Genomic DNA, 21,600 nt, shown 5'->3' with positions numbered 1-21,600 from the left:
GTGTGACGGAGAGTGGAGATGTCTAGGCGGCGGGGGTGCCCAGCAGAAAGGGCAGGCAGGCGCGCGCGATCGATTCGGCGCTGTCCTGCAGCGCAAGTGGATAGCCCGTCTCCACGGCGGCGGCGCAGCCGTCCTGCATGGACGCGGCGACGCGTTCGGCCTGCGCACCCAGGTGCTGCTCCTGCGGAACGCGGAATTCGAGAACCAGGGCGGGCGCCGCGATGCGCTGGAGGTAACCGGCGAGGTCGAGGTCGAAGACTGCCTCATACATCGCGACCGTGTTGCGCCACCCCTGCACATAGTCGATGGCGTGCGCTTCCGCATCGCCGATGTCGGCATCGGTCACTTCGGCGCCGACCAGCAACCTCTGCGGCCACCACAGGTTGCCCAGTGCTGCCTGCGCCGCCGCCCAGGCTCGCACGCGGTGCGAGCCATGCGCGTCGGCTGCGTATTGCGGGTTGAAGCGATCGAAGATCGGCTTGATGGCCGCGTTGCGTGCCGCGTTCTCCGGGATGATGCTGTGCGGATAGCCCGCGAGCACCACGCGGTCCACCATGTGCGGCCAGTTTGCTGCGAGCACCGCGGCCAGCTTGTTACCCGTGTGCACTCCGAACACTTTCACGCGCTCATGCCCCAGTTGCTGCACGAACTCCACCAGCGTGGCGGCCACGTCCTCAATGCGCACGGGCTGTGCGGGCGGGTCGGAGTTGCCGTAGCCCGGTGTGTCAACCGCGATCGTCTGGAAATGCGGTGCCAGCAAGGGTGCGAGGTGCCGAAACTGCCGGTGCGTGCGGGGCGATTCGCTCAGCAACAGCAGTGGTAGTCCCTCGCCCATTACCTGGTAGTGCACCTGCCCGCTGCGCGTCCGTGCATAGGCGCGACTGCTCGCATGCGCGGTCATGTCGATTAGTCCAGGCGGATGTTGGTGACGCGGATAACCTCGCCCCACTTGCGGTACTCGTCGGAGTAGAACTGTGCGAACTGCGCCGTCGGCAAGCTGACGGGGGTCATACCCATCTCGGCCCACTTCTTCATCATCTCCGGCGATGCCACGGAGTCTTGCAACGCGGCCGACAGCGTCTGCACGATGGGCTGCGGAGTACCCGGCGGCGCGAGCAGTGCACCCCAGGATTCGCACACCACGTTGAGGCCCTGTTCGCGCAGCGTTGGAATGTCCTTGATCGACTCAACGCGCTTTGCTGCCGTCGATCCGTAGGCCTTCAATCGCGAACGATACTGCGGCGCGACGGCGATGGGTACCGGCATCAGGTCGACTTGGCCGCCCGCAATGGCCTGCAGCGCCGGGCCGGCACCCTGGTAGGGCACGTGCAGCAGCTTGATGCCCGCTTCACGCGCGAACAACTCCATGACAACATGTAGCGATGATCCGGTGCTTCCACTGCCATAGGTCAGCTCCTTTTGCTTCGCAAGCGCGATCAAGGCAGAGAGGTTGTCCGCAGGCAGTTCCGCGCGCCCCATCAGCGCGTAGCCCATCTGGGCCGTTCCACCGAGTTGGACAAAGCGAGCAGAATCGAACCCGACCTTGCGCAGGTGTGGGTACATGCCCTGGGCGTCGAGTCCGCCCAGCAGCAGGGTATAGCCATCGGGCGTCGCCCGATACACAAACTCGGAACCGATGGCGCCGCTGGCGCCCGCCTTGTTCTCCACTACCACTGCTTGGCCCAGGCGTGTGGAGAGTTGCTGCGCCAAGAGGCGCCCGGCAATGTCGGAGCCGCCTCCGGCTGGGAACGGGACGACGATAGTGATCGGCCGTGTAGGCTTCCAGGCGTCCTCAGCCATCGACAGTGCCGAGGCGAAGCCGCCGGCTGCGAAACCAAGCACGCGTAGCGCGGCGCGGCGATTGAACGTCAGTTGGGGGCGGCTCGATCTCATCTAGTGTGTCTCCAGGTGTCGCCGTAGCACCGAATGTGCTCGGCTGGTTGTTCTGTCATTATGAGACAGATACAACTGATGGCAAGCTCGAAAGCTCCGTGAAGTCGCATGCGCGACAAAAACGAGGATGCGGTTCCGGGATTGCTGCTGCGCCGTGCTGGCAGCTCACGAAGAAGGAGCAATCCACGGTGACGTTCTGCTGCAAGCTCGTCAATACGTTGGCGCGCCTTGCAGCGCCGTCTGCAAGGCGGCGTTCAAGCACAGTGAGACCCAAGCCCTTGCGGCTAGGCTCGTCCGGCGGCAGGGCTGGGGCCGCAAGTTGCGCATGCCGGCGCCGCTGATGTTGAGCAGCATTGAGACCGAGTCCGCGATCTCGCGCGCGGCCAGTGCTTTGGCGGCTCCGGGGCCAGCATGCCGCTGAGCGCCTCGTCTTGTGGCGACGCGCGGCTGCTGTGAGATTTGGGCCTGGCGGGGGGATGCTTCGGCGGTCGTCAGTCCGAGTTGACGTCGCACCAATCAGCCTCGATGGCGCTGCCACTCGACCTCGGCCGGCTTCGGTTCTCAGTGGCAACGTGCGAACAGAAACCTCGTAGAGCCGGCGATGAGATGCCTGCATTCGCTGAGGTGGAACACCTGTTACCGGAGCCCCAGCAGTGGCAGATGCCCGCATTGTCTGCCAAGCCGACAGTCATTCGATGGGGTATTGCTGTGCCAGTGCCCCCAGCTTTTTGTCCTCTTTGCGAACCAAATCGGCGAATTCGACGGGCGAATTAGCAACCGGTTCGGCGGATGCGGCCGATACGGCCTTAAGAACACCGGCGTCGTTCACCGCTTCACGCACTGCGACGACGATGCTCGTGGTGATTCTCGCCGGCGTTCCCCTAGGCGCGAACAGGCCAAACCAACTCACTGAGTCGTACTGGGGCGAACCGGTTTCAGCTGTTGTAGGGACCTCGGGCAGCACCGCCGCGCGCCGGGGACCCTGCGTGGCTACGATGCGCAGGGTGCCGGCCCGGTGATGCGGCAGTGCAGCGGTGATGCCGGTGACCGCGAAATCAAGGTTTCCGGCGATCAGGTCCTGCACAATGGCAGCAGTGCCGCGGTAGCTAACGACGATGAGGTCCGGCACTCCCGACTCGGCGGCAAGTCGCTTGCCAGTCAGGCGACCGATGTTCTCACCAGCGCCAACGGAGCATGGCTTGCGTGATGTTCTGCAGTACTGAAACAACTCGGGCAATGTCCGGACTGGCAGTTTGCTGCTGACGACAAACGCATTGGGCGCCTGCGCTATCGCCGTCACAGGCTCCAATCGGGCCAATGGGTCGATGCCCTTCATGCCTGGCGTGTACTTCATGAGCACAAGCGATGGCACCTGCAACAGCAGCGTGTGCCCGTCAGGTCGAGCGTCCATCACGCGACGTGTGCCGATTAGGCCGTCCGCGCCCGGCAAGTTTTCAACGACTACAGGCTCGCCCCAGAGAACGGCGAGTTGCCGGGATACGGCCCGGGCTGTCACGTCTGTGCCGCCACCTGCCGCGTAGGGCACTACCAGCGTCACAGGGTGGTCGGGCTTCCAGAGGGCTTGCGCATGGACTGCAGCGGCAGCCAGAAGCGGGAGCGCGAAAGTGAGTAGTGCTCGCGCGTTCCGCGCAGTTAGGTTGGCTTTCATGGTCCCTTGTCTACATGCTTGTGGTCGTTCACATCGGAGGTCGCAGCGGGGTTCGGGGCCGGCCAAGCTCACAGCTGAGCCAGTTTGGGGGAGGCTTGTCATTCGAGGACCTTTCCAGCGCTATCCGGGTTGCTTGTGGCCTATGGCGTGCTTCTCGGTCGCAAATCGGTGCAAAGCATTGCGTCTACACCCGCGGCTGGCCGGTTCGTTAACGTTGGCCGGTTTCGCCAGCTCGCGGCGTGAGCATGCGACAGGGGCAGCTATCAGGGGCGCTGTGGACGAATGCGATAGATGGCATTGTTGAGGTCAGCCGAGACGTAGACCGTACCGTTTTCTGAGACAGCCACGCCGGTCGGAATGTAGGGCGCTGGCGCGCCGGGAAAGGGCGCCTGCCCAATCGCCAGGCCGGCCGCGATCACGCTGATCGCACCGGTCTTGGCATCGATGTCGACCAGTCGCTTCGCGCCCACCTCAGCCACCGCAAGACTCCCCCATGGCGTGCTCGACAAACCTTCAGGCCCTTTGAGACCGGTCGCGATTTCGCGCGGCGGACTGCCGTCCAGCGAAATGCGGGTCAGCTTGCCTGCGGTCGCCTCGGTGATGTAGAGCGCGCTTCCATCCGCCGCCAACACCATCTGCACGGGGCCGCCCAGACCGGTCGCCAACACATCGCGCTTCGCAAAGCCAACTCCACTCGCTCGGGTAACGGTGCCAGTGGCGAACTCTGCATAAACGACGCTGCCATCGTCCATCGGGATCGCATCGTATGGCTGCTTCAACCCCGAGAGCGTCGCCACGCCCTTACGCGTAGCCCGGTCGACCACCACCACCGTGCCGCTGATCCACGAGGCCAGTGCGAACTGCGTAGTGGACAGTCCCGTCCCGCTGGGGGTCAACACTTCCGGATCGCGCAGGCGCCGCAGGATATCGGTCACTGCGCCGGTCTTCAGGTCGACCTCGCGGAAACTGAACACGTCGGACACGAAAAGCGAATTTCCCTCGATTTTCAGGCCTGCGGGCACCGAGAGCTTGCCGTGCAGTAGCACGCGAGTTTCGCCGGTGGATGGCTCGAAGGCCTCCACGCTGTTGTCGGCCATGTTGGAAACGTAGATCGTCCCCTCTGGCGATATCGCCATGTTGTCAATCGTGGGCTTGAGTTGCTTCGTCACCGTCTTTCTGCCCGTGAGCAGATCGACGGCTACGAGTTCGCCCGTGCGGGAATCTACGATCCAGAGATTGCCCTTGTCATCCAGTCCTGCGCCGGTGGGCACCCTGAAGCCGTCGGCGATCACCGTGACCTTGCCGTTCGCCGGATCGACCTTGGCGGCCTGGCCCCTGAACATCAGCGCGCCGTAGAGCATTCCGTCCGGACCGACCTTGAAGCCGTTCAGGCTCCCTATGCCGCGGGCGATGAGACGTGGCTGGGTGGCGCCGGTGCGGTCAATCTCCCAGACGGCATCGTTAGGCCCAGTGTTGGCCGTTTGCGAGACGTACAGCTTGCCATTGCGGGCATCAAACCCGACGCCATTAATGCTGGGCATGTCGCTCGCCAACACGCGGATAGGCGCGGTGTCGCTTTCGCGGTAGTGCAGGATGCCCATAAGCACACTGGTCCATGCCAACTCACCACGTGGGCCGACGGCGATGTCATCGGCCTGGCCTTTCACGCCAGCGATGAATGGCCGCGCGGCCCCAGTCTTGCGATCGACCTCCCATATAGCGTTGCCGGCCACGGAGCCGGCGAGAAGTCGGCCCTGGCGGTCGACTACGAGGCCGTGGACGCCGCTGAATGACGAGGGCGGCACGAAGATCTCGGGCGCGGACCACGCCGAGGGGCGGCCAATGTCCGCTTGATGTGGCGGCACCGCGCAGCCAGCAAGGGCTAAGGCAATCGGCAGGACGAAGGCTGCGAAGCGGGAACATTGCTCGCGTAACACAAGAAATCGAGCGTGCAACTTGCCTCCAAGGTCGATGGTCATTATGACGACAATACAACGGAAGAGTTGCTCAGTATGACGCTTGCGCGACAGGCTGCACCCTGTCTGACGAGACCCCTGTGGGTTGAGAAATCAAAGATGAGCGCTCCCTGGTATCTGCGAAACAGCGCGCTACCAAGGGCGACGCCGACCGCTACCGCACTGGGCAGGCCCCGCGCATATGTGAAGACGTTGAGACGTCGACCGGGCGACATGAATTGAAGCAGTTCGCCAGCATCGGCCGCACCATGAAGGGAGGCAGACGCCGGGGATTACTTGCTGAAAACGGGACGATTCGCTCATTGGGCGTGCTTGAACGCTGTGATAAGCCGCGACACCCAACAAGCGTTCGCACCGGCTACCAGCTTTGCAATGTCTCCTGGCAAGTGGTATTCTCGCTATAACGACAATACATGATAGGAAGACAAGCTTGACTGCATCCACACTTCGCCAGTTGCTCGCCCGCCCAGGCATGCTGGTCGCTCCCGGCGCGCATGACGCAATCGGCGCTCGCCAGATCGAACAGGCGGGCTTCGACGCCGTGTACATGACCGGCGGCGTCACCTCGATGGCGCATGGCTTTCCCGATTTCGGGCTGGTGGACTTTAGCGAGATGGCGGGCAATGCGCTGCGCATCACGCGCGCCACGCGGCTGCCGGTGATAGCCGATGCGGACACCGGCTACGGCAACGAGCTGAACGTGATTCGCACTGTGCGCGAGTACGAGTTGCGCGGAGTGGCCGGTCTCCACATCGAGGATCAGGTCTCGCCCAAGCGCTGCGGCCACCTGGAGGGCAAGGAGGTTATCCCGCGCGCCGAGTTCGTCTCTAAGATCCGCGCGGCCGCGGAGGCACGGCGCAATGCGGACACCGTCATCATCGCCCGCACCGATGCGCGGGCTGTTCTCGGGATGGACGAGGCCGTCGCGCGCATGAACGAGGCGCTCGCGGCCGGCGCGGACATCGCCTTCGTCGAAGCCATGCAGACCATGGAAGAGATCGCGGCCGTTCCCCGGCTGGTGCGCGGGCCCTGCTTTCTCAACCTCGTTCCCGGCGGCAAGACGCCGCTGAACGACCTGCGCGAGGCTGAGGCTATGGGCTACAAGGTATGCATCCTGCCTGGCCTGCTGGTGACGGCACAGATCGAAGCGGGCGACGCGGCACTGTCGCAGGTAAAGGCGACACGGCAAGTTCCCGTGGCTAACACACCCATCGGCGACATATTCCGCCGCTTCGGCGCGGAGGAATGGGATGCTCTGCGCGAGCGCTACGGCGCGGGCGCGGTGGCCACGCGCACGAAGGATGGGCGCTGAAATGGCACGCACTCTCTTCGACAAAGTGTGGGACATGCATGTGGTGCGTGACCTTGGCGACGGATGGGCGTTGCTGCACATCGACAGGCAACTGATGCATGACCTGGGTGGCGGTCCCGCCTTTGCCGATCTCGCGCAGCGGCGCCTGAAACTGCGCAATCCCGAGTTGGATTTTGCGGTGCCCGACCATGCGGTGTCGAGCCAGCCGGGCCGCAGCGCCACGACCTTTCCGCTTGGCGGCAGGCTGCACGCCGCACTGCGTAGGGGCGCCGAGGAAGCCGGCGTACGCTTCTTTGAACTGGGCCAGCCGGGCCAAGGCATCGTGCATGTGATGGGGCCCGAGTTGGGCCTGGTGCTGCCAGGGCTCACGGTGGTTTGCACCGACAGCCACACCTGCACCAACGGAGGGTTGGGGGCGCTCGCTTTCGGCGTGGGTTCGTCGGAGAGCGTGCATGCCCTCGCGACGCAGACGCTGCGTCAGCGCAAGCCCAAGCGCATGCGCATCGTCTGTGACGGCGTGCTGGCGCATGGTGTGAGCGCCAAGGATCTCGCGCTGCACATCGTGGCCGCGCTCGGGGCGGCTGGCGGCGTAGGCTACGCGGTGGAATACGCGGGCGCCGCGGTCGAATCGATGGAGGTCGAGGGGCGGCTCACCCTCTGCAACCTGTCGGTCGAATTCGGTGCGCGCTTCGCGCTGATCGCGCCGGACGCGAAGACTTATGCGTATCTGCGCGGCCGCTCCTATGCTCCACAAGGCGACGCTTTCGATGCCGCGGTGCGCGACTGGGAGCAATTGCCCAGCGACCCAGACGCCGCGTACGATCGCGAAGTTCGCATCGACGCCGCCGCGGTCGTGCCCACCATCTCCTGGGGCATCAGCCCCGACCATGCGATTCGCATCGACGCACTCGTACCCGATCCGGCCGCGGTCGACGGCCCGCGGCGCGAGGCCTACGCCGCCGCGCTCGACTACATGGGATTGCGCGCGGGCGATGCGCTCGCGGGCATGCCGGTGGACTGGGTTTTCATCGGTTCATGCGCCAATTCGCGCCTGTCGGACCTGCGCGCGGCGGCCGACGTCGCACGCGGGCGCCATGTGGCTGCGGGCGTCACAGCCTGGGTGGTGCCCGGCTCTGAGATCGTCAAGCGTGAAGCCGAGGCCGAAGGCCTGCGCGAGGTGTTTGAGGCCGCCGGTTTCCAGTGGCGTGAGCCCGGCTGCAGTATGTGCGTGGCCGCCAACGGCGAGCAGGTGCCACCGCAGGCACGCTGCGTGTCCACCTCCAACCGCAATTTCGTCGGACGCCAGGGGCCCGGCGCGCGGACGCACCTCGCCAGCCCCGCGATGGCGGCGGCCGCCGCGGTGACGGGCCGTATCACGGACGTGAGGACACTCCAATGAGCTTCCAGCCTTTCACTGTGTTGCGGGGCGCTGCTGTCCCGCTGATGCGCAGCAACGTGGACACAGACGTCATCATCCGCATCGAGCGCATGACGGCCCTGCCGAAAGAGGCGTGGGGCCAGTGGGCGCTCGAGCCGCTGCGCTACCGCGAAGATGGCAGCAAGGACACGGAGAGCATCCTCAACCAGCCTCGCTTCCGCGATGCACCCATCCTGCTCGCGGGCCCCAACTTCGGATGCGGCTCGTCGCGCGAGCCCGCGGTAACTGCGTTGCAGGGGCTCGGCTTGCGCTGCATCGTGGCACCGAGCTTCGGCGACATCTTCTTCGCGAACTGCTTCCAGAATGGCGTCCTGCCAATCCGCTTGCCGCTGCCGCAGGTTGAAGCCCTCGCGGCGCAAGCCGGCTCTGGAGCCGCGCTAACTGTCGACCTCGAAAGCCGCGTCGTCGTGGCGCCGGACGGAACCCGCTTCCCGTTTGAGGTCGACGCGCTGCGCCGCGAAGCTCTGTTGCAAGGCCTGGACGACATCGGCCTCACCCTGCGAGACGAAGAGCTCATCACTGCATGGCAACAGGCCGACCGCGCACGTCGCCCCTGGGCCTGGCCGCAGCCGAGCTGAACATCTTTGCCCACAACTACATTAAGGAGACAAGTTATGACATTCACTCGTCGCATCGTGCTGGCGCTGGGCGCCGCCACACTGGCCGCTAGCGCCATGAGCCAGCAGTTTCCCGACCGCCCCCTGCGCTTCGTGGTGGGCTATCCGCCCGGCCAGAATGTCGACATGATGGCGCGCGCGTTCGCCGACGCTATGAGCAAGGAGCTAGGCCAGAACATCATCGTGGACAACAAGGCTGGCGCCAACGGAATCCTGGGTGCGCAGATCGTGAAGTCAGCCAAGGCCGATGGCTACACGCTGCTCTTCGGCACTTCGGGGCAACTCGCAATCAACCAGTCGCTCTACAAGAAGCTGCCTTATGACACGCTGAAGGACTTCCATGCCGTGGGCATCGCCGGGACCGCGCCACTGGTGTTGGTGGCCAATCCTGGATTCGCTCCGAAGAACGTGCAGGAGCTCCTCGCCTACGTCAAGGCGCGCCCGGGGAAAGTTGATTTCGGCTCGGGTGGCAGCGGCATCACGGCTCACTTGGCCATGGAACTGTTCCAAGAGGCCGCTGGCATCAAGCTCAACCACATACCCTACAAGGGCTCGCCCGCGGCAATGAATGACCTAATGGGGGGGCAGATTCCGCTGATGATGGAGCCACTGCCCTCCGTGCTGCCGTACGTGAAAGCGGGGAAACTCAAGGCGTTGGCAATCACCTCTCCACGACGCACCGCATCGCTACCGGACGTCCCGACAGTGGCCGAACAACTGCAGAAGGACTTCGACGTGGCTGCGTGGAGCGGTATTGTGGTACCCGCCGACACGCCAGCGCCGGTGGTGGCAAAGCTGTCCGAAGCCTTCCGCGCCGCCGGCCGTACTCCCGCTGTCCAGCAGATGCTGGCGAACTCGGGCCTCGAGTTTCCAACGATGTCGACGGCGGAGTTCCAAGTCTTCATGGAAGCAGAAGTCAAGAAGTGGGCGCGAGCAGTGCAGCAATCTGGCGCGCAGGTTGATTGACGACAGGAGTTGAATCACATGGACCATTCCCCTGACCAAACCGCGGTGCGCTGCGTGCTGATGCGTGGCGGCACTAGCAAGGCCCTTTTTTTCCACGAGCGTGACGTGCCCCCGCCAGGCTTTCAGCGCGACAGGTTCCTGCTGCGCGCCATGGGCACGCCCGACGTGCTGCAGATCGATGGTCTGGGCGGCTCGCGCCTGGTGACCTCCAAGGTCGCGATCATCAGCAAGTCACCGCGCGCCGACGCGGATGTGGACTACACCTTTGCGCAGCTCGATGTGGAGCGCGCACTCGTGAGTTACGACGCCAACTGCGGCAACATCTCGTCGGCTGTCGGTCCGTTCGCGATCGACGAGGGCCTGGTCGATGCCGTGGAGCCCGTCACCGCGGTGCGCATCTTCAACACCAACACGCAAAAGATGATGGTCGCCAAGGTGCAGGTGGCGGGCGGCAAGGCGCGCGTGCTGGGCGACTGCGCCATCGCCGGCGTCCCGGGCACGGGCGCCGAGATCCTGATGGACTATGCGGGCACGGTGGGCGCCAAGACAGGCAAGTTGCTGCCGACGGGCAATGTGATCGACGTGATCACGCTGGAGGATGGGCGGCGCGTTGAGGTCACCATCGGCGATGCGGCCAATCCTTGCGTATTCATCGCGGCGAAGGACCTGGGCCTTGGCGGCAGCGAGCTGCCGATCCCGATCACCAATGACCGCGCGCTGATTGAAACCATCGGCGAGATTCAGGGCAAGGCCGGCGCGATGATCGGCTTGTACCGGCAGTGGAATGACCAGCATCTGCCCGGCCTGCCGCTGGCGATCATGGTGGCTCCGCCTGAGAACTATGTCGATGTGAACGGTGTCGTGCAGAAGGAGCAGGAAATGGATGCGCGCGAGCGTCTCGTGTTCCTGGGCAAGTGCCATGACAGCATGGCAGGCGCGGGCGCCATGTGTTCCGGCGCCATTTCGCGCGTGGCGGGCTCGGTGCTGCACAAAGTGCTCAACCCCGCGGTCGCCCGGACCCCATGGCTGCGCATCGGCCACCCACTGGGCGTGATGTACGTGAAGGTAGAGCCGCACGCCGGCGCGGTGCAGCCACAGCTGCACTTCGAGACCCTCAGCTTCCCGCGAACGGCGCGACGCCTCATGCAGGGCGAAGTGCTGATACCGAATGACTTTGGGTAACGGGCCGAAAAAGCCAGCGATCCTGAGGTGGTGCGTAGGCAAGCGCTCGCGGCGACTTGAGGGTCGTGTCACGATAGTTCGACCGGTCCAGGAATAGGTGGACTCGGCGGATGCGCCGGTGAGTCGCCGCAGGCCTGGACCGGAGATCGGCTAGTGAGGGTGGCACTGCCGCAAGCCGCAGTCATTCCTTGCGGCCATGGAATCTTCACGGTTCCATCCCCTTTGACGGAGAGCTTTTCTTTGCATAGATCAGCCACAGTTCCGCATCTGTTTCTTCTGGTGGGTGAAGGGTTGCGAGGTGGCCATGATTGAAATACGCCACCTGCGCTACTTCATTGCAGTTGCGGAGGACCTGAACTTTCGCCGCGCGGCCGAGCGAATCCACATCGACCAGACGTCGCTGTCGCGAGCGATCCGAGATCTTGAAGATCAGTTGGGTACGCCTTTGCTCGTCCGACTCCCGCGCAAGCTGCACCCGACACCGGCTGGATTGAGATTGCTGAAGGAAGCGCGCAAGCTTCTCACCCGATTCGAGCGCATCAAACGCACAGTTCGGCAGACGCATGCTCTGTACCAGGCACCGCTACGCGTCGGCGTTGCTGATGGCATCGCACAGCCCAGGCTATCCGAATGTCTCAGCGGCTGGCGTGCCGTTGCGCCGGAGGTTCCGGTGGAACTGACAGAGATGCGTGTGGGCGAACTTGTCGGTGCACTCAAGAGCGAAGAAATTGAGGTTGGTTTCTCTTTCGGTATTCGCGATGATGAGGCCATCGCGCAGACTCCTGCGTGGCGCTACCGTCTCATGGCTGTGCTGCCGCGTGGCCATGAATTGACCAGTCGGGAGATCGTCGCCCTATCAGACCTGCTGGCGTTTCCGCTGCTGTCTTGCGATGAAGATTGCCTGCCCGGCCTGCTCTGGCAGATGCGCACCATCGTACGAAAGTACATCAATCGCGCTACCCTCGCGGGCGAGGCCCGCACACTGTCGGGCTACGTGACCCGCATTGCGGTCGGCGCGGGTGTTGGACTGGGTGACGCGGGACATGCACAGACCCTGCGGCGTAGCGACGTGGTGGCATTGCCCGTGGCCGAGGAAGAGCACATCACCACATTCGTGCTGCACAAGCATCAGCGCTTTGGCATTGCCGGTCCTGTGCGACGCTTTCTTACCCACGTCGGCGCTTTGTCATGATCGTTACGGGGTTCGGCTTTGATGCATGGGCAGCCTGCACCGTCAGCATTGGACATTTCGCCGAATCCTAAGGATGCTCGCGGTCCGAGCCGCTGGGGCCAATTCGCCCTCGGCAGCCTGGAATTCCGCCAGCCGACCGCGTTCTCTCGCGGAGTATTAGCCAGCCTTCGCTGAGCTACGCCCACATGGGTGTACCGCACGGCAAATCAATTCCAGACTCGTGCCGTGCGCGCCATGGGGGCGCGCATGCGCCATGGCGCAGCTGCGCCGCAGGGAACTTCGGAGATGGCTTTGCGACAGGGAACAGGCGAGGGTGCCGGATCGAGTACCCAAACAGGCATCCTGCTAGGCCAGATCGCTGCCGTCTTCGGCGTGGTCCTGGCCGGCGTGTGGACGGCTACGCAATGGACCGCCCATGCGCTCGGTTATCAGCCACGGCTGGGGCCTGCATGGGCCGACCTGGCGAGCCTGCCGGTCTATGAGCCCTGGAAGCTGTTCGAGTGGTGGTACTGGTACGACGCCTATGCGCCAAGTGTCTTCATGCGCGGCGGGGTTATCGCCGCAGCCAGTGGACTGCTCGCCACCGGCATAGCCATAGCCATGGCGGTGTGGCGCTCGCGCCTGGCACGCCGCGTCACGACCTATGGCTCCGCTCGCTGGGCAGAGCGAGAAGAGATCCGCAAGGCCGGCTTGGCCGGTCCGGCCGGCGTCTTCCTCGGCCGCAAGGACGACAGCTACCTGCGCCATGCCGGCCCTGAGCATGTGATGGCGTTTGCGCCGACGCGATCGGGCAAAGGTGTGGGCTTGGTGGTGCCGACCCTGCTGTCCTGGCAGGGCTCGGCTGTGATCCACGACATCAAGGGTGAGAACTGGACGCTCACCGCAGGATGGCGTTCACGCTTCTCGCACTGCTTGCTGTTCAACCCGACCGATACCAAGTCGGCGGCCTACAACCCGCTGCTGGAGGTGAGGCGCGGCGTGCACGAGGTGCGCGATGTGCAGAACATCGCCGACATCCTCGTCGATCCCGAGGGTGCGCTGGAACGGCGCAATCACTGGGAGAAGACCAGCCACGCGCTGCTGGTCGGCGCCATCCTCCACGTGCTCTACGCGGGCGAGGACAAGACGCTGCGCGGTGTCGCCAACTTTCTGTCCGATCCGGCTTGCCCCTTCGAGGTCACGCTGCATCGGATGATGACCACTAAGCATCTGGAGAACGGTGAGGGTGGGGCGCCGCATCCCGTGGTCGCGTCGGCCGCACGTGAAGTCCTCAACAAGAGCGAGAACGAACGCTCGGGCGTGCTGTCTACGGCCATGAGCTTCCTCGGCCTGTACCGTGATCCAACAGTCGCCGAAGTCACGTCGCGCTGCGACTGGCGCATCGCCGACCTGATCTCGGCCGAGCACCCTGTGTCGCTGTACCTCGTGGTGCCGCCTTCCGACATCAGCCGGACCAAGCCGCTGATCCGGCTGATCCTCAACCAGGTCGGTCGGCGTCTGACCGAATCGCTCGACGGATCGGATGGCATCGAGCGCAGGCACAAGCTGCTGTTGATGCTCGACGAGTTTCCGGCGCTCGGGCGCCTGGATTTCTTCGAATCGGCGCTGGCCTTCATGGCGGGCTACGGCCTGCGTGCCTTCCTGATCGCGCAGTCGCTGAATCAAATCGACAAGGCGTACGGCCAGAACCATTCGATCCTGGACAACTGCCACGTACGCATCGCGTTCGCCACCAACGACGAGCGCACCGCCAAGCGCATCTCCGACGCGCTGGGCACGGCCACCGAACTGCGCGCGCAGCGCAACTACGCGGGCCATCGGCTCGCGCCGTGGCTCGGGCACCTGATGGTCTCGCGCCAAGAGACGGCACGCCCATTGCTGACGCCCGGCGAGGTGATGCAGTTGCCGCCCGACGATGCGGTGGTGATGGTCTCGGGCCATCCGCCGATCAAGGCGCGTAAGCTCCGCTACTACCTTGATCGCAATTTCACGGTACGCGTCGAACCCGCGCCACCGGTCACGTCCGGCGGCCGCTATGCAGACACCCCGGCGCCGCGCCTCGATGACTGGAGTGGTCTTGCGCCGCTGGCCACGCCCATTCTGGACATGGCGCTGGCGGGGCAGGCTGGCGCCGTCGACGACGGCGGTCGCCAGCACCAGCCTGAACTGGGCGAGGTGGCGTTCGCTCCGCAGCCTGAGCACAGCGCTGACGACCTTGGCCTGCTCGATGACGATGACTCTCCGCTGCCCTTGCCGACACGGCTCGACCCGCGGCTGCAGCGCAGCGCGCGGCTGGCCGCGCTGGACCCTGACGACGGGATCGCCCTATGAGCCGCGCGCGCCTGAACATCTTCCTCGAACGCGACCATGCGCGCCGGCTCGACGAGCTGGCCGCAATGAAGGGGCTGTCAAAGTCTTCGATCATCGCCGCCGCGCTGTCTTCGTTCCTCTCCCCTGACAGTGGCGACCAGCGCGAGGCCGCCATCGGAAAGCGGCTGGATCGCCTTTCGCGCCAGTACGACAAGCTCGAACGCGACCAGAACATCCTGATCGAGACGGTGGCGCTGTATGTGCGCTACTTCCTGACCGTCAGCACGCCCGTGCCCGAGGTGCATCAGGAGGCGGCCCGCGCGCAAGGGCGCCTCCGCTTCGAGCAGTTCATCGAACAGCTCGGGCGTCACCTACTGCGTGGACGCAGCCTGGTCAAGGACGTGTACGAGGAGATCCAGCCCGAGGACAGCCAGTTCTTCGGATTGGGTGATCCGGTGGGAACCCGTGCAGATGATCGGTCGGCGGCCCCGGCTGAAAGCAAACCGGAGGCGGCTTCATGACCGGCGCGCCGCGTGAACCGAACAGATCTGCCGCGCCGGCCTCGCTGGCGCTGGACCGTCGCATCCGCATGCTGCGCACAGCGATGGGACCGGAGATCGCGCAGGCGCTGGCCGATCCCGACGTCGTCGAAGTCCTCCTCAACCCGGATGGCTCATTGTGGCTGGACCGCCTCGGCAGCGGCCGTGCGCCGATGGGCGTCACGCTGTCGCCCGCCGACGGCGAACGCATCATCCGGTTGATCGCGGCGCACGTGCGCGCCGAGGTGCATGCGGACAAGCCCCTGCTGACCGCCGAACTGCCCGAGACCGGCGAGCGCTTCGAGGGCGCGCTGCCGCCGGTCACACCAGGACCGGTGTTTGCGCTGCGCAAGCGCGCCGTTGCGGTGATACGCCTGGAAGACTACGTGGTTGATGGCATCCTCACCGCTGACCAAGCGGCATTCCTGCGCGCGGCCGTGCGCGACCGCCAGAACATCCTGATCGCCGGCGGTACCAGCACCGGCAAGACCACGCTCGCCAACGCGTTGCTCGATGAGGTGGCTGCCACCGGCGATCGCGTGATCGTGCTGGAAGACACGGTGGAGCTGCAGTGCACGGCGGACGACCACGTGCCGCTGCGCACGCGGCCCGGCGTGGTCAGCATGACCGAACTCGTGCGCTCTACGCTGCGCCTGCGCCCTGACCGAATCGTCGTCGGCGAGGTCCGCGGTCCCGAGGCGCTGGACCTGCTCAAGGCCTGGGGCACAGGCCACCCGGGCGGCATTGCCACCTTGCATGCGGGCTCCGCGATGGGCGCGCTCACGCGTCTCGAACAGCTCGTGCAGGAAGTGTCGATGAACGTGCCGCGCGCACTGATCGCCGAGACCATCAACGTCATCGTCTTCATCTCCGGGCGTGGCCGCACGCGCCGTGTGGAGGCCATCGCGCGCGTCGTTGGCCTCGGCGCGAATGGCTACCAGCTCACACACGAACTGGCGTCCGCGCCATTGCCTTCGCTTCCCTCACTGCCGTCAATTCCAGGAGAACCGTCATGACGACTTCGCGCATTTCCGTAAACCCGTCTCTGCACACCGGACGCTTTCGCCCGGCGCTGCAAATCGTGCTGCTGTCCGCGCTGCTGCTCGCCTTCGCGCTGCCCGCCCACGCGGCCGGCTCGAACATGCCGTGGGAGGCACCGCTGCAGTCCATCCTCGTGTCGATCCAGGGACCAGTGGCGCGCATCGTGGCGGTGATCATCATCATCGCCACCGGCCTGACGCTCGCCTTCGGCGACACCTCGGGCGGGTTCCGCAAATTGGTGCAGATCGTCTTCGGCCTGTCGATCGCGTTCGCCGCGTCGAGTTTCTTCCTGTCGTTCTTCTCGTTCAGCGGCGGGGCGGTGCTGGCATGAACGTGAATGACGCTCCAGGCTTCGAAGTGCCGCTCCACCGTTCGTTGACGGAGCCCATCCTGATGGGCGGCGCACCGCGCACCGTGGCGATCGCAAACGGCACGCTCGCTGCGGCCGTCGGGCTCGGGCTGCAGCTCTGGATTCCCGGGCTCCTGCTATGGCTCGCAGGCCACTCGCTCGCGGTGTGGGGTGCACGTGCGGATCCGCAATTCATGCAGGTTTTCGCGCGGCACATGAAGCAGCGATCGCTGCTGGACGTGTAAGGAGCATGCGGTGCTGAATCTCGCTGAATACCGCAAGCGTCCCGCGCTGCTGGCTGATTGGCTGCCCTGGGCCGCGCTCGTCGCGCCGGGTGTGGTGCTGAACAAGGATGGTTCGTTCCAGCGCACGGCGCGCTTTCGGGGCCCCGACTTGGACAGTGCGACGCAGGGTGAACTGGTGTCCATCACCGCACGCCTCAACAACGCGCTGCGCCGGCTGGGCTCGGGATGGGCCCTGTTCATCGAGGCGGAGCGCCTACCGGCTGCCGGCTATCCCCGCTCCAACTTCCCCGAGCCGCTGTCCTGGCTGGTGGAGGAGGAACGTCGCGCCGCGTTCGAACAATCCTCCAGCCACTTCGAGAGCCGCTACCACCTGACGCTGCAGTACCTGCCGCCCGAGGAGTCCCGTGCGCGCGCGACAGGAATGCTCTATGAGAACCGGGCGAGCGAAGGGGTGGACTGGCAAGACCGCCTGACCGCCTTCGTCGCCGAGACCGACCGGGTGCTCGATCTTCTCGACGGCGTGATGCCAGAGATCGCCCGGCTGGACGACGCACAGACGCTGACATACCTCCATGCCACGGTGTCCACCCGCCGCCATCCGGTGGCCGTGCCGGAGGTACCCATCCATCTGGATGCGCTGCTGGCGAATGCGCCGCTCGTCGGCGGCCTCGCGCCCATGCTGGGCGATCAGCACCTGCGCGTGCTGACCGTGCGCGGCTTCCCGACCTCGACTTGGCCGGGCATCCTGGACGACTTGAACCGCCTGGGCTTCGCCTACCGCTGGTCCACGCGCTTCCTGTGCATGGACAAGGCCGAGGCGGAGAAGGAACTCATCCGCCTGCGCCGTCAGTGGTTCGCCAAGCGCAAGAACATCGTGGCGCTGCTGCGCGAGACGATCTTCCAGCAGGAGAGCGTCCTAGTCGACACGGACGCCAGCAACAAAGCGGCGGACGCCGATGCGGCGTTGCAGGAACTGGGCAGCGACCAAGTGGCCTTCGGCTACCTCACCGCCACGGTGGTGGTGATGGATGCTGATGCTGCGGCCGCCGATGAGAAGCTGCGGCAGGTGGAGCGGGTGATCCAAGGGCGAGGCTTCGTGACCATCCCGGAGACGCTGAACGCCGTCGAGGCCTGGCTGTCCTCTATCCCGGGCAACACCTATGCCAACGTGCGACAGCCGATCGTCTCGACGCTGGGATTGGCGCACATGATGCCGGTGTCCGCCGTCTGGGCGGGGCAGGAGCGCAACGCGCACCTGGACGGTCCGCCGCTGATCGTGACGCGCACCGATGGTGCCACCCCGTTCCGGCTCGTGACACATATCGGCGACGTAGGCAACACGCTGGTCGTCGGCCCGATCGGCATGGGCAAGTCGGTGCTGCTGGCGACGATGGCGCTGCAGTTCCGGCGTTATGCCGGCTCGCGCATCTTCGCGTTCGACTGGGGGCGCTCGATCCGCGCCACCGTCCTGGGCCTGGGCGGCGAGCACTACGACCTGGGCCGGGCCGACGAGTCGTGTGGTGAGAACGCCATCGCCTTCCAGCCTCTGGCCCGTATCGACCGCCAGGTCTACCGCACCTGGGCTGCTGAGTGGATCGAGGGTCGGCTGACCCAAGAGGGTGTGGCTGTCGGGCCGGACGAACGCGAAGCGGTCTGGTCCGCGCTCGGCAGCCTGGCCAGCGCACCGGTGGAGCAGCGCACCTTGACCGGCCTGTCTGTGCTGCTGCAGTCCAACGCGCTGCGGCAGGCGCTCGCGCCGTATGTACTGGGTGGGGCGCACGGCAGCTTACTGGACGCCGACCACGACCGTCTGGGGAGCGCGGACGTGCAGGGCTTCGAGATGGAGGAACTGATGCACAGCAAGGCCGCCGCGCTGGCGGTGCTGCGCTATCTGTTCGCGCGTTTTGAGGAGCGGTTGGATGGCGCGCCCACGCTGCTGATCCTCGACGAGGCCTGGCTGTTCCTCGATGACCCGGCGTTTGCGGCGCGCATTCGCCAGTGGCTCAAGACGCTGCGCAAGAAGAATGTCAGCGTCGGCTTCGCCACGCAGAGCTTGGCGGACATCCAGGACTCAGCCATCGCGCCGGCGATCGTGGAAAGTTGCGCAAGCCGCATCTTCCTGCCCAACCCTCAGGCCGCGGAGCCCCAGATCCGCACGATCTACGAGAGCTTCGGACTCAACGCACGGCAGATCGAGATCGTCGCGCAGGCGCAGCCCAAACAGGATTACTACTACCAGTCGCGTCTCGGCAATCGTGTGTTCGACCTGGACCTCGGGCCGGTGGCCCTGGCTTTTGCTGGCGCTTCGACTCCCGAGCACCAGCGCGATATCGATGCCGTGCTCGCCGCGCATGGCACACAGGAGTTCGCGGTCCATTGGCTTCGCCACTGCGGTCTGGACTGGGCCGCCGACCTCATTCCATCGTTTCCTTCACCTCAGGAGATTCAGCCATGAAGAAGACCTTGCTGGCCGCTGCCGCGGCCCTGCTCACCGGTCTGGCACCCGGCGCACATGCGCAATGGGTGGTGATCGACCCGACCAACCTAGCGCAGAACATTCTGACGGCGGCCAACACGCTGGAGCAGATCAACAACCAGATCAAGCAGTTGCAGAACCAGGCGCAGTCGCTGATGAACCAGGCAAAGAACCTGACGAGCCTGGACTTCAGCGCACTGTCCGAACTGCGCGCCACGCTCTCGGCGACCAACCAGCTGATCCAGCAGGCACAGGGGCTCGCCTTCAACGTCTCGCAGATGGAGAGCGAGTTTCGGAGCCTCTACCCGGATTCGTACGGCGCCGCGACCTCGGGCATGCAGATGGCGCTGGACGCGCGCAAGAGGTGGTCCCGCTCCCTCGAAGCGCTGCGCACTGCCACCAAGGTCCAGTCGCAGGCGGTGCAGAACTTCGCCGCCGACGAACGCACGCTGACGGATCTGGTGAATCGCAGTCAATCGGCCGTGGGCGCACTGCAGGCGACGCAGGCGACGAACCAGCTACTCGCGTTGCAGTCGCGCCAGGCGATGCAGGCGCAGCAACTGCAGATCACCCAGGACCGTGCCGCCGCGCTGGAACAGGCGCGCCAGGTCGCGGTGCAGGAGCGCGCCCGCGAGGTGCGCCGGCGCTTCCAGGGTGAGGGCACGCCATACACGCCCGCCAACGTCAACTTCTACGGCAACTGAAAGGAACAGCTCCATGCGAAGAATCCTGATCCTCTGCCTGTGCGCGGTCGCGCTCGTCGCCTGCGAGAAGAAGCCTCTCACCATCGAGAGGGTCGAATCCCTGGTCGCCAATCCCGAGCGCCTGCGGGAATTGCGCGAGGCCTGCAAGGCGGACCATGCCAAGGTCGGCGATGTGCAGTGCAATGCCGTGGCCGAGGCCACGCGGCGGCGCTTCCTTGACGGCGGCCGCTCCCCCTATGCCGCCGATCCGGTGAGGCTGCCAGCGCCACCAGCCGCAGAGTCGGCGCCCAAGGAATGATGTTATGAACGACGTGGGCGTCATCGACCGCTTCCTGGATGTCTTCTCGCGCTACATCGACTCGGGCTTCGGCCTGCTCGGCGGTGAGGTCGCATTCCTGACGGCCACGCTGGTGCTGATCGACATGACGCTTGCCGGCCTGTTCTGGGCGATGAGCCACGCCGGCGGCGGTGGCGGAGACGAGGTGATTGCCAAGCTCATCAAAAAGGTCCTCTACGTTGGAGCCTTCGCCTACATCATCGGCAACTTCAACACGCTGGCCGGCATCGTCTTCCGATCGTTCGCGGGCCTGGGCCTGACCGCCTCGGGCTCTGCGCTGACGCAGGCACAGCTGCTGCAGCCGGGCCGGCTCGCGCAGGTCGGCATCGATGCCGGGCGGCCGATCATGACGCAGATCGGCGACCTGACGGGCTTCCCAGAGGTGTTCGCCAATCTCGACCTGATCGCAGTGCTGGCCTTGGCTTGGCTCGTGGTCATCGTGAGCTTCTTCGTGCTGGCGATCCAGCTCTTCGTGACGCTGATCGAGTTCAAGCTGACGACGCTCGCCGGCTTCATTCTGGTGCCCTTCGCGCTGTGGAACAAGACGTCGTTCCTCGCCGAACGGGTGCTGGGCAACGTGGTGTCGTCTGGCATCAAGGTGCTGGTGCTGGCCGTAATCGTCGGCATCGGCACGGGTCTGTTCGGCGAGTTCACGACGCCGCCGGGCACCGAGCCGAGCATCGACCACGCGCTCACCATCATGCTCGCCTCGCTCGCGCTGTTCGGTTTGGGCATCTTCGGGCCGGGTATCGCCACCGGACTGGTGTCCGGTGCACCGCAACTCAGTGCTGGCGCGGCGGCCGGGACGCTGGTCGGTGGAGCAGGGCTGGCGGTTGCCGGTGGCGCCGCCGTTGCGGGCGCAGGCGCGGCGGTCGCGGCCGGTGCGCGCATGGCGCCTGGGGCGGCACGCGGCGTGATCGGCGGCGCAGCGGCTGCAGGCCGCTCGGCCAGCACGCTCGCCGGTGGCGCTCGCTCGGCTTATGAAGCCGGTGCTGCGGCTTCGGGAGGCAGCGGCCTGCGCGCTGCTGGCGCGGGCCTGGCCAATGTCGCGCGCAGCGGCGCCGGAGCAGTCGGTGATCGCGTTGCGTCGGGTGCCAAGGCCGTTCGCGAGCGCGTCGCGAACTTCGTTGCCGAGGCGGCCGCGCCTCCGTCTGCCGCTTCCACGGCCAGCGCGGCAGCGACCGATGCGCCGGCTGCATCCACGGCGCCGCCCGCCTGGGCGCAGCGGCTCCAACGTCACCAGCGCATCGCACACGGCGCGACCGCTGCCGCCCACACGCTGCGCTCGGGCGACAGCGGTGGCAGCGGTGCCAGTCCCAGCCTGCGGGATGACGGTTAAGGACAGCCAAGGAGA

General features: G+C 65.5%; 19 protein-coding genes. 15 read left to right on the top strand and 4 right to left on the bottom strand.

What is annotated here, in order from left to right; translation table 11 throughout:
• Positions 1-22: 22 nt before the first annotated feature.
• The 4 genes from G3W89_RS19990 to G3W89_RS19975 form a co-directional block, all read right to left on the bottom strand.
• Positions 23-901 carry an alpha/beta fold hydrolase gene (locus tag G3W89_RS19990; RefSeq protein WP_162575821.1) on the bottom strand — a complete coding sequence of 293 codons (879 nt, stop codon included), beginning with the start codon at positions 899-901 and terminating at the stop codon, positions 23-25.
• 5 nt (positions 902-906) lie between these two features.
• Complete coding sequence (locus G3W89_RS19985) at positions 907-1,893, bottom strand: Bug family tripartite tricarboxylate transporter substrate binding protein (RefSeq protein WP_162575820.1); 987 nt, start codon at positions 1,891-1,893, stop codon at positions 907-909.
• A gap of 688 nt (positions 1,894-2,581) precedes the next feature.
• Positions 2,582-3,562: a tripartite tricarboxylate transporter substrate binding protein gene (locus tag G3W89_RS19980; RefSeq protein WP_162575819.1), complete on the bottom strand. Its 981-nt coding sequence runs from the start codon at positions 3,560-3,562 to the stop codon at positions 2,582-2,584.
• Positions 3,563-3,825: 263 nt separating this feature from the next.
• Entirely contained in the window at positions 3,826-5,541 is a 1,716-nt protein-coding gene (locus G3W89_RS19975) for a Vgb family protein (protein ID WP_162575818.1), read from the bottom strand.
• A gap of 427 nt (positions 5,542-5,968) precedes the next feature.
• Between G3W89_RS19975 and G3W89_RS19970 the strand changes: the two genes are divergently transcribed.
• The 15 genes from G3W89_RS19970 to trbL all read left to right on the top strand — a co-directional run bounded on the left by G3W89_RS19970 (position 5,969) and on the right by trbL (position 21,585).
• Entirely contained in the window at positions 5,969-6,850 is an 882-nt protein-coding gene (locus G3W89_RS19970; protein WP_162575817.1) for an isocitrate lyase/PEP mutase family protein, read from the top strand.
• A 1-nt stretch (position 6,851) separates the two neighbouring features.
• Positions 6,852-8,249 carry a 3-isopropylmalate dehydratase large subunit gene (leuC, locus tag G3W89_RS19965; RefSeq protein ID WP_162575816.1) on the top strand — a complete coding sequence of 466 codons (1,398 nt, stop codon included), beginning with the start codon at positions 6,852-6,854 and terminating at the stop codon, positions 8,247-8,249.
• Positions 8,246-8,866 carry a 3-isopropylmalate dehydratase small subunit gene (gene leuD / locus G3W89_RS19960; protein ID WP_162575815.1) on the top strand — a complete coding sequence of 207 codons (621 nt, stop codon included), beginning with the start codon at positions 8,246-8,248 and terminating at the stop codon, positions 8,864-8,866. The genes leuC and leuD overlap by 4 nt, the downstream gene beginning before the upstream one ends.
• A 96-nt stretch (positions 8,867-8,962) precedes the next feature.
• Complete coding sequence (locus G3W89_RS19955; RefSeq protein WP_162575814.1) at positions 8,963-9,871, top strand: Bug family tripartite tricarboxylate transporter substrate binding protein; 909 nt, start codon at positions 8,963-8,965, stop codon at positions 9,869-9,871.
• Between the two features lie 18 nt (positions 9,872-9,889).
• A complete protein-coding gene (locus tag G3W89_RS19950; protein ID WP_162575813.1) occupies positions 9,890-11,053 on the top strand; it encodes a 2-methylaconitate cis-trans isomerase PrpF family protein in 1,164 nt (387 codons plus the stop codon).
• Positions 11,054-11,357: 304 nt separating this feature from the next.
• Positions 11,358-12,245, top strand: coding sequence for a LysR family transcriptional regulator (locus tag G3W89_RS19945; RefSeq protein WP_162575812.1), 888 nt, complete (start codon positions 11,358-11,360; stop codon positions 12,243-12,245).
• A 285-nt stretch (positions 12,246-12,530) separates the two neighbouring features.
• Positions 12,531-14,576, top strand: coding sequence for a conjugal transfer protein TraG (locus G3W89_RS19940; protein WP_162575811.1), 2,046 nt, complete (start codon positions 12,531-12,533; stop codon positions 14,574-14,576).
• Positions 14,573-15,076 carry a ribbon-helix-helix protein, CopG family gene (locus G3W89_RS19935; RefSeq protein WP_162575810.1) on the top strand — a complete coding sequence of 168 codons (504 nt, stop codon included), beginning with the start codon at positions 14,573-14,575 and terminating at the stop codon, positions 15,074-15,076. The genes G3W89_RS19940 and G3W89_RS19935 overlap by 4 nt, the downstream gene beginning before the upstream one ends.
• Positions 15,073-16,110: a P-type conjugative transfer ATPase TrbB gene (gene trbB / locus G3W89_RS19930; protein ID WP_162575809.1), complete on the top strand. Its 1,038-nt coding sequence runs from the start codon at positions 15,073-15,075 to the stop codon at positions 16,108-16,110. The genes G3W89_RS19935 and trbB overlap by 4 nt, the downstream gene beginning before the upstream one ends.
• On the top strand, positions 16,107-16,466 hold the full coding sequence (locus G3W89_RS19925) for a TrbC/VirB2 family protein (RefSeq protein WP_162575808.1): 360 nt from the start codon (positions 16,107-16,109) through the stop codon (positions 16,464-16,466). The genes trbB and G3W89_RS19925 overlap by 4 nt, the downstream gene beginning before the upstream one ends.
• The gene (locus G3W89_RS19920) at positions 16,463-16,729 is read left to right on the top strand and encodes a VirB3 family type IV secretion system protein (RefSeq protein ID WP_162575807.1); all 267 of its coding nucleotides are present in this window, start codon (positions 16,463-16,465) and stop codon (positions 16,727-16,729) included. The genes G3W89_RS19925 and G3W89_RS19920 overlap by 4 nt, the downstream gene beginning before the upstream one ends.
• A gap of 10 nt (positions 16,730-16,739) precedes the next feature.
• A complete protein-coding gene (trbE, locus tag G3W89_RS19915) occupies positions 16,740-19,184 on the top strand; it encodes a conjugal transfer protein TrbE (protein WP_162575806.1) in 2,445 nt (814 codons plus the stop codon).
• Positions 19,181-19,909: a P-type conjugative transfer protein TrbJ gene (gene trbJ, locus G3W89_RS19910; protein ID WP_162575805.1), complete on the top strand. Its 729-nt coding sequence runs from the start codon at positions 19,181-19,183 to the stop codon at positions 19,907-19,909. Before trbE ends, trbJ begins: the two co-directional genes overlap by 4 nt.
• A 13-nt stretch (positions 19,910-19,922) precedes the next feature.
• The gene (locus tag G3W89_RS19905; protein ID WP_162575804.1) at positions 19,923-20,207 is read left to right on the top strand and encodes an EexN family lipoprotein; all 285 of its coding nucleotides are present in this window, start codon (positions 19,923-19,925) and stop codon (positions 20,205-20,207) included.
• A gap of 4 nt (positions 20,208-20,211) precedes the next feature.
• Complete coding sequence (gene trbL / locus G3W89_RS19900; RefSeq protein WP_162575803.1) at positions 20,212-21,585, top strand: P-type conjugative transfer protein TrbL; 1,374 nt, start codon at positions 20,212-20,214, stop codon at positions 21,583-21,585.
• Positions 21,586-21,600 lie beyond the last annotated feature (15 nt).

The sequence above is a fragment of the Variovorax sp. PBL-H6 genome, assembly GCF_901827155.1.
Taxonomy (GTDB): domain Bacteria; phylum Pseudomonadota; class Gammaproteobacteria; order Burkholderiales; family Burkholderiaceae_C; genus Variovorax.
The sequence above is the reverse complement of the archived record's forward strand: the minus strand, read 5'-3'. Positions and strand labels throughout refer to the sequence as shown.

Coding starts and splice junctions, on each gene's coding strand:
- G3W89_RS19990 (WP_162575821.1), bottom strand. CDS start 901: ATGACCGCGCATGCGAGCAGTCGCGCCTATGCACGGACGCGCAGCGGG.
- G3W89_RS19985 (WP_162575820.1), bottom strand. CDS start 1,893: ATGAGATCGAGCCGCCCCCAACTGACGTTCAATCGCCGCGCCGCGCTA.
- G3W89_RS19980 (WP_162575819.1), bottom strand. CDS start 3,562: ATGAAAGCCAACCTAACTGCGCGGAACGCGCGAGCACTACTCACTTTC.
- G3W89_RS19975 (WP_162575818.1), bottom strand. CDS start 5,541: ATGACCATCGACCTTGGAGGCAAGTTGCACGCTCGATTTCTTGTGTTA.
- leuC (WP_162575816.1), top strand. CDS start 6,852: ATGGCACGCACTCTCTTCGACAAAGTGTGGGACATGCATGTGGTGCGT.
- leuD (WP_162575815.1), top strand. CDS start 8,246: ATGAGCTTCCAGCCTTTCACTGTGTTGCGGGGCGCTGCTGTCCCGCTG.
- G3W89_RS19955 (WP_162575814.1), top strand. CDS start 8,963: ATGAGCCAGCAGTTTCCCGACCGCCCCCTGCGCTTCGTGGTGGGCTAT.
- G3W89_RS19950 (WP_162575813.1), top strand. CDS start 9,890: ATGGACCATTCCCCTGACCAAACCGCGGTGCGCTGCGTGCTGATGCGT.
- G3W89_RS19945 (WP_162575812.1), top strand. CDS start 11,358: ATGATTGAAATACGCCACCTGCGCTACTTCATTGCAGTTGCGGAGGAC.
- G3W89_RS19940 (WP_162575811.1), top strand. CDS start 12,531: ATGGCTTTGCGACAGGGAACAGGCGAGGGTGCCGGATCGAGTACCCAA.
- G3W89_RS19935 (WP_162575810.1), top strand. CDS start 14,573: ATGAGCCGCGCGCGCCTGAACATCTTCCTCGAACGCGACCATGCGCGC.
- trbB (WP_162575809.1), top strand. CDS start 15,073: ATGACCGGCGCGCCGCGTGAACCGAACAGATCTGCCGCGCCGGCCTCG.
- G3W89_RS19925 (WP_162575808.1), top strand. CDS start 16,107: ATGACGACTTCGCGCATTTCCGTAAACCCGTCTCTGCACACCGGACGC.
- G3W89_RS19920 (WP_162575807.1), top strand. CDS start 16,463: ATGAACGTGAATGACGCTCCAGGCTTCGAAGTGCCGCTCCACCGTTCG.
- trbJ (WP_162575805.1), top strand. CDS start 19,181: ATGAAGAAGACCTTGCTGGCCGCTGCCGCGGCCCTGCTCACCGGTCTG.
- G3W89_RS19905 (WP_162575804.1), top strand. CDS start 19,923: ATGCGAAGAATCCTGATCCTCTGCCTGTGCGCGGTCGCGCTCGTCGCC.
- trbL (WP_162575803.1), top strand. CDS start 20,212: ATGAACGACGTGGGCGTCATCGACCGCTTCCTGGATGTCTTCTCGCGC.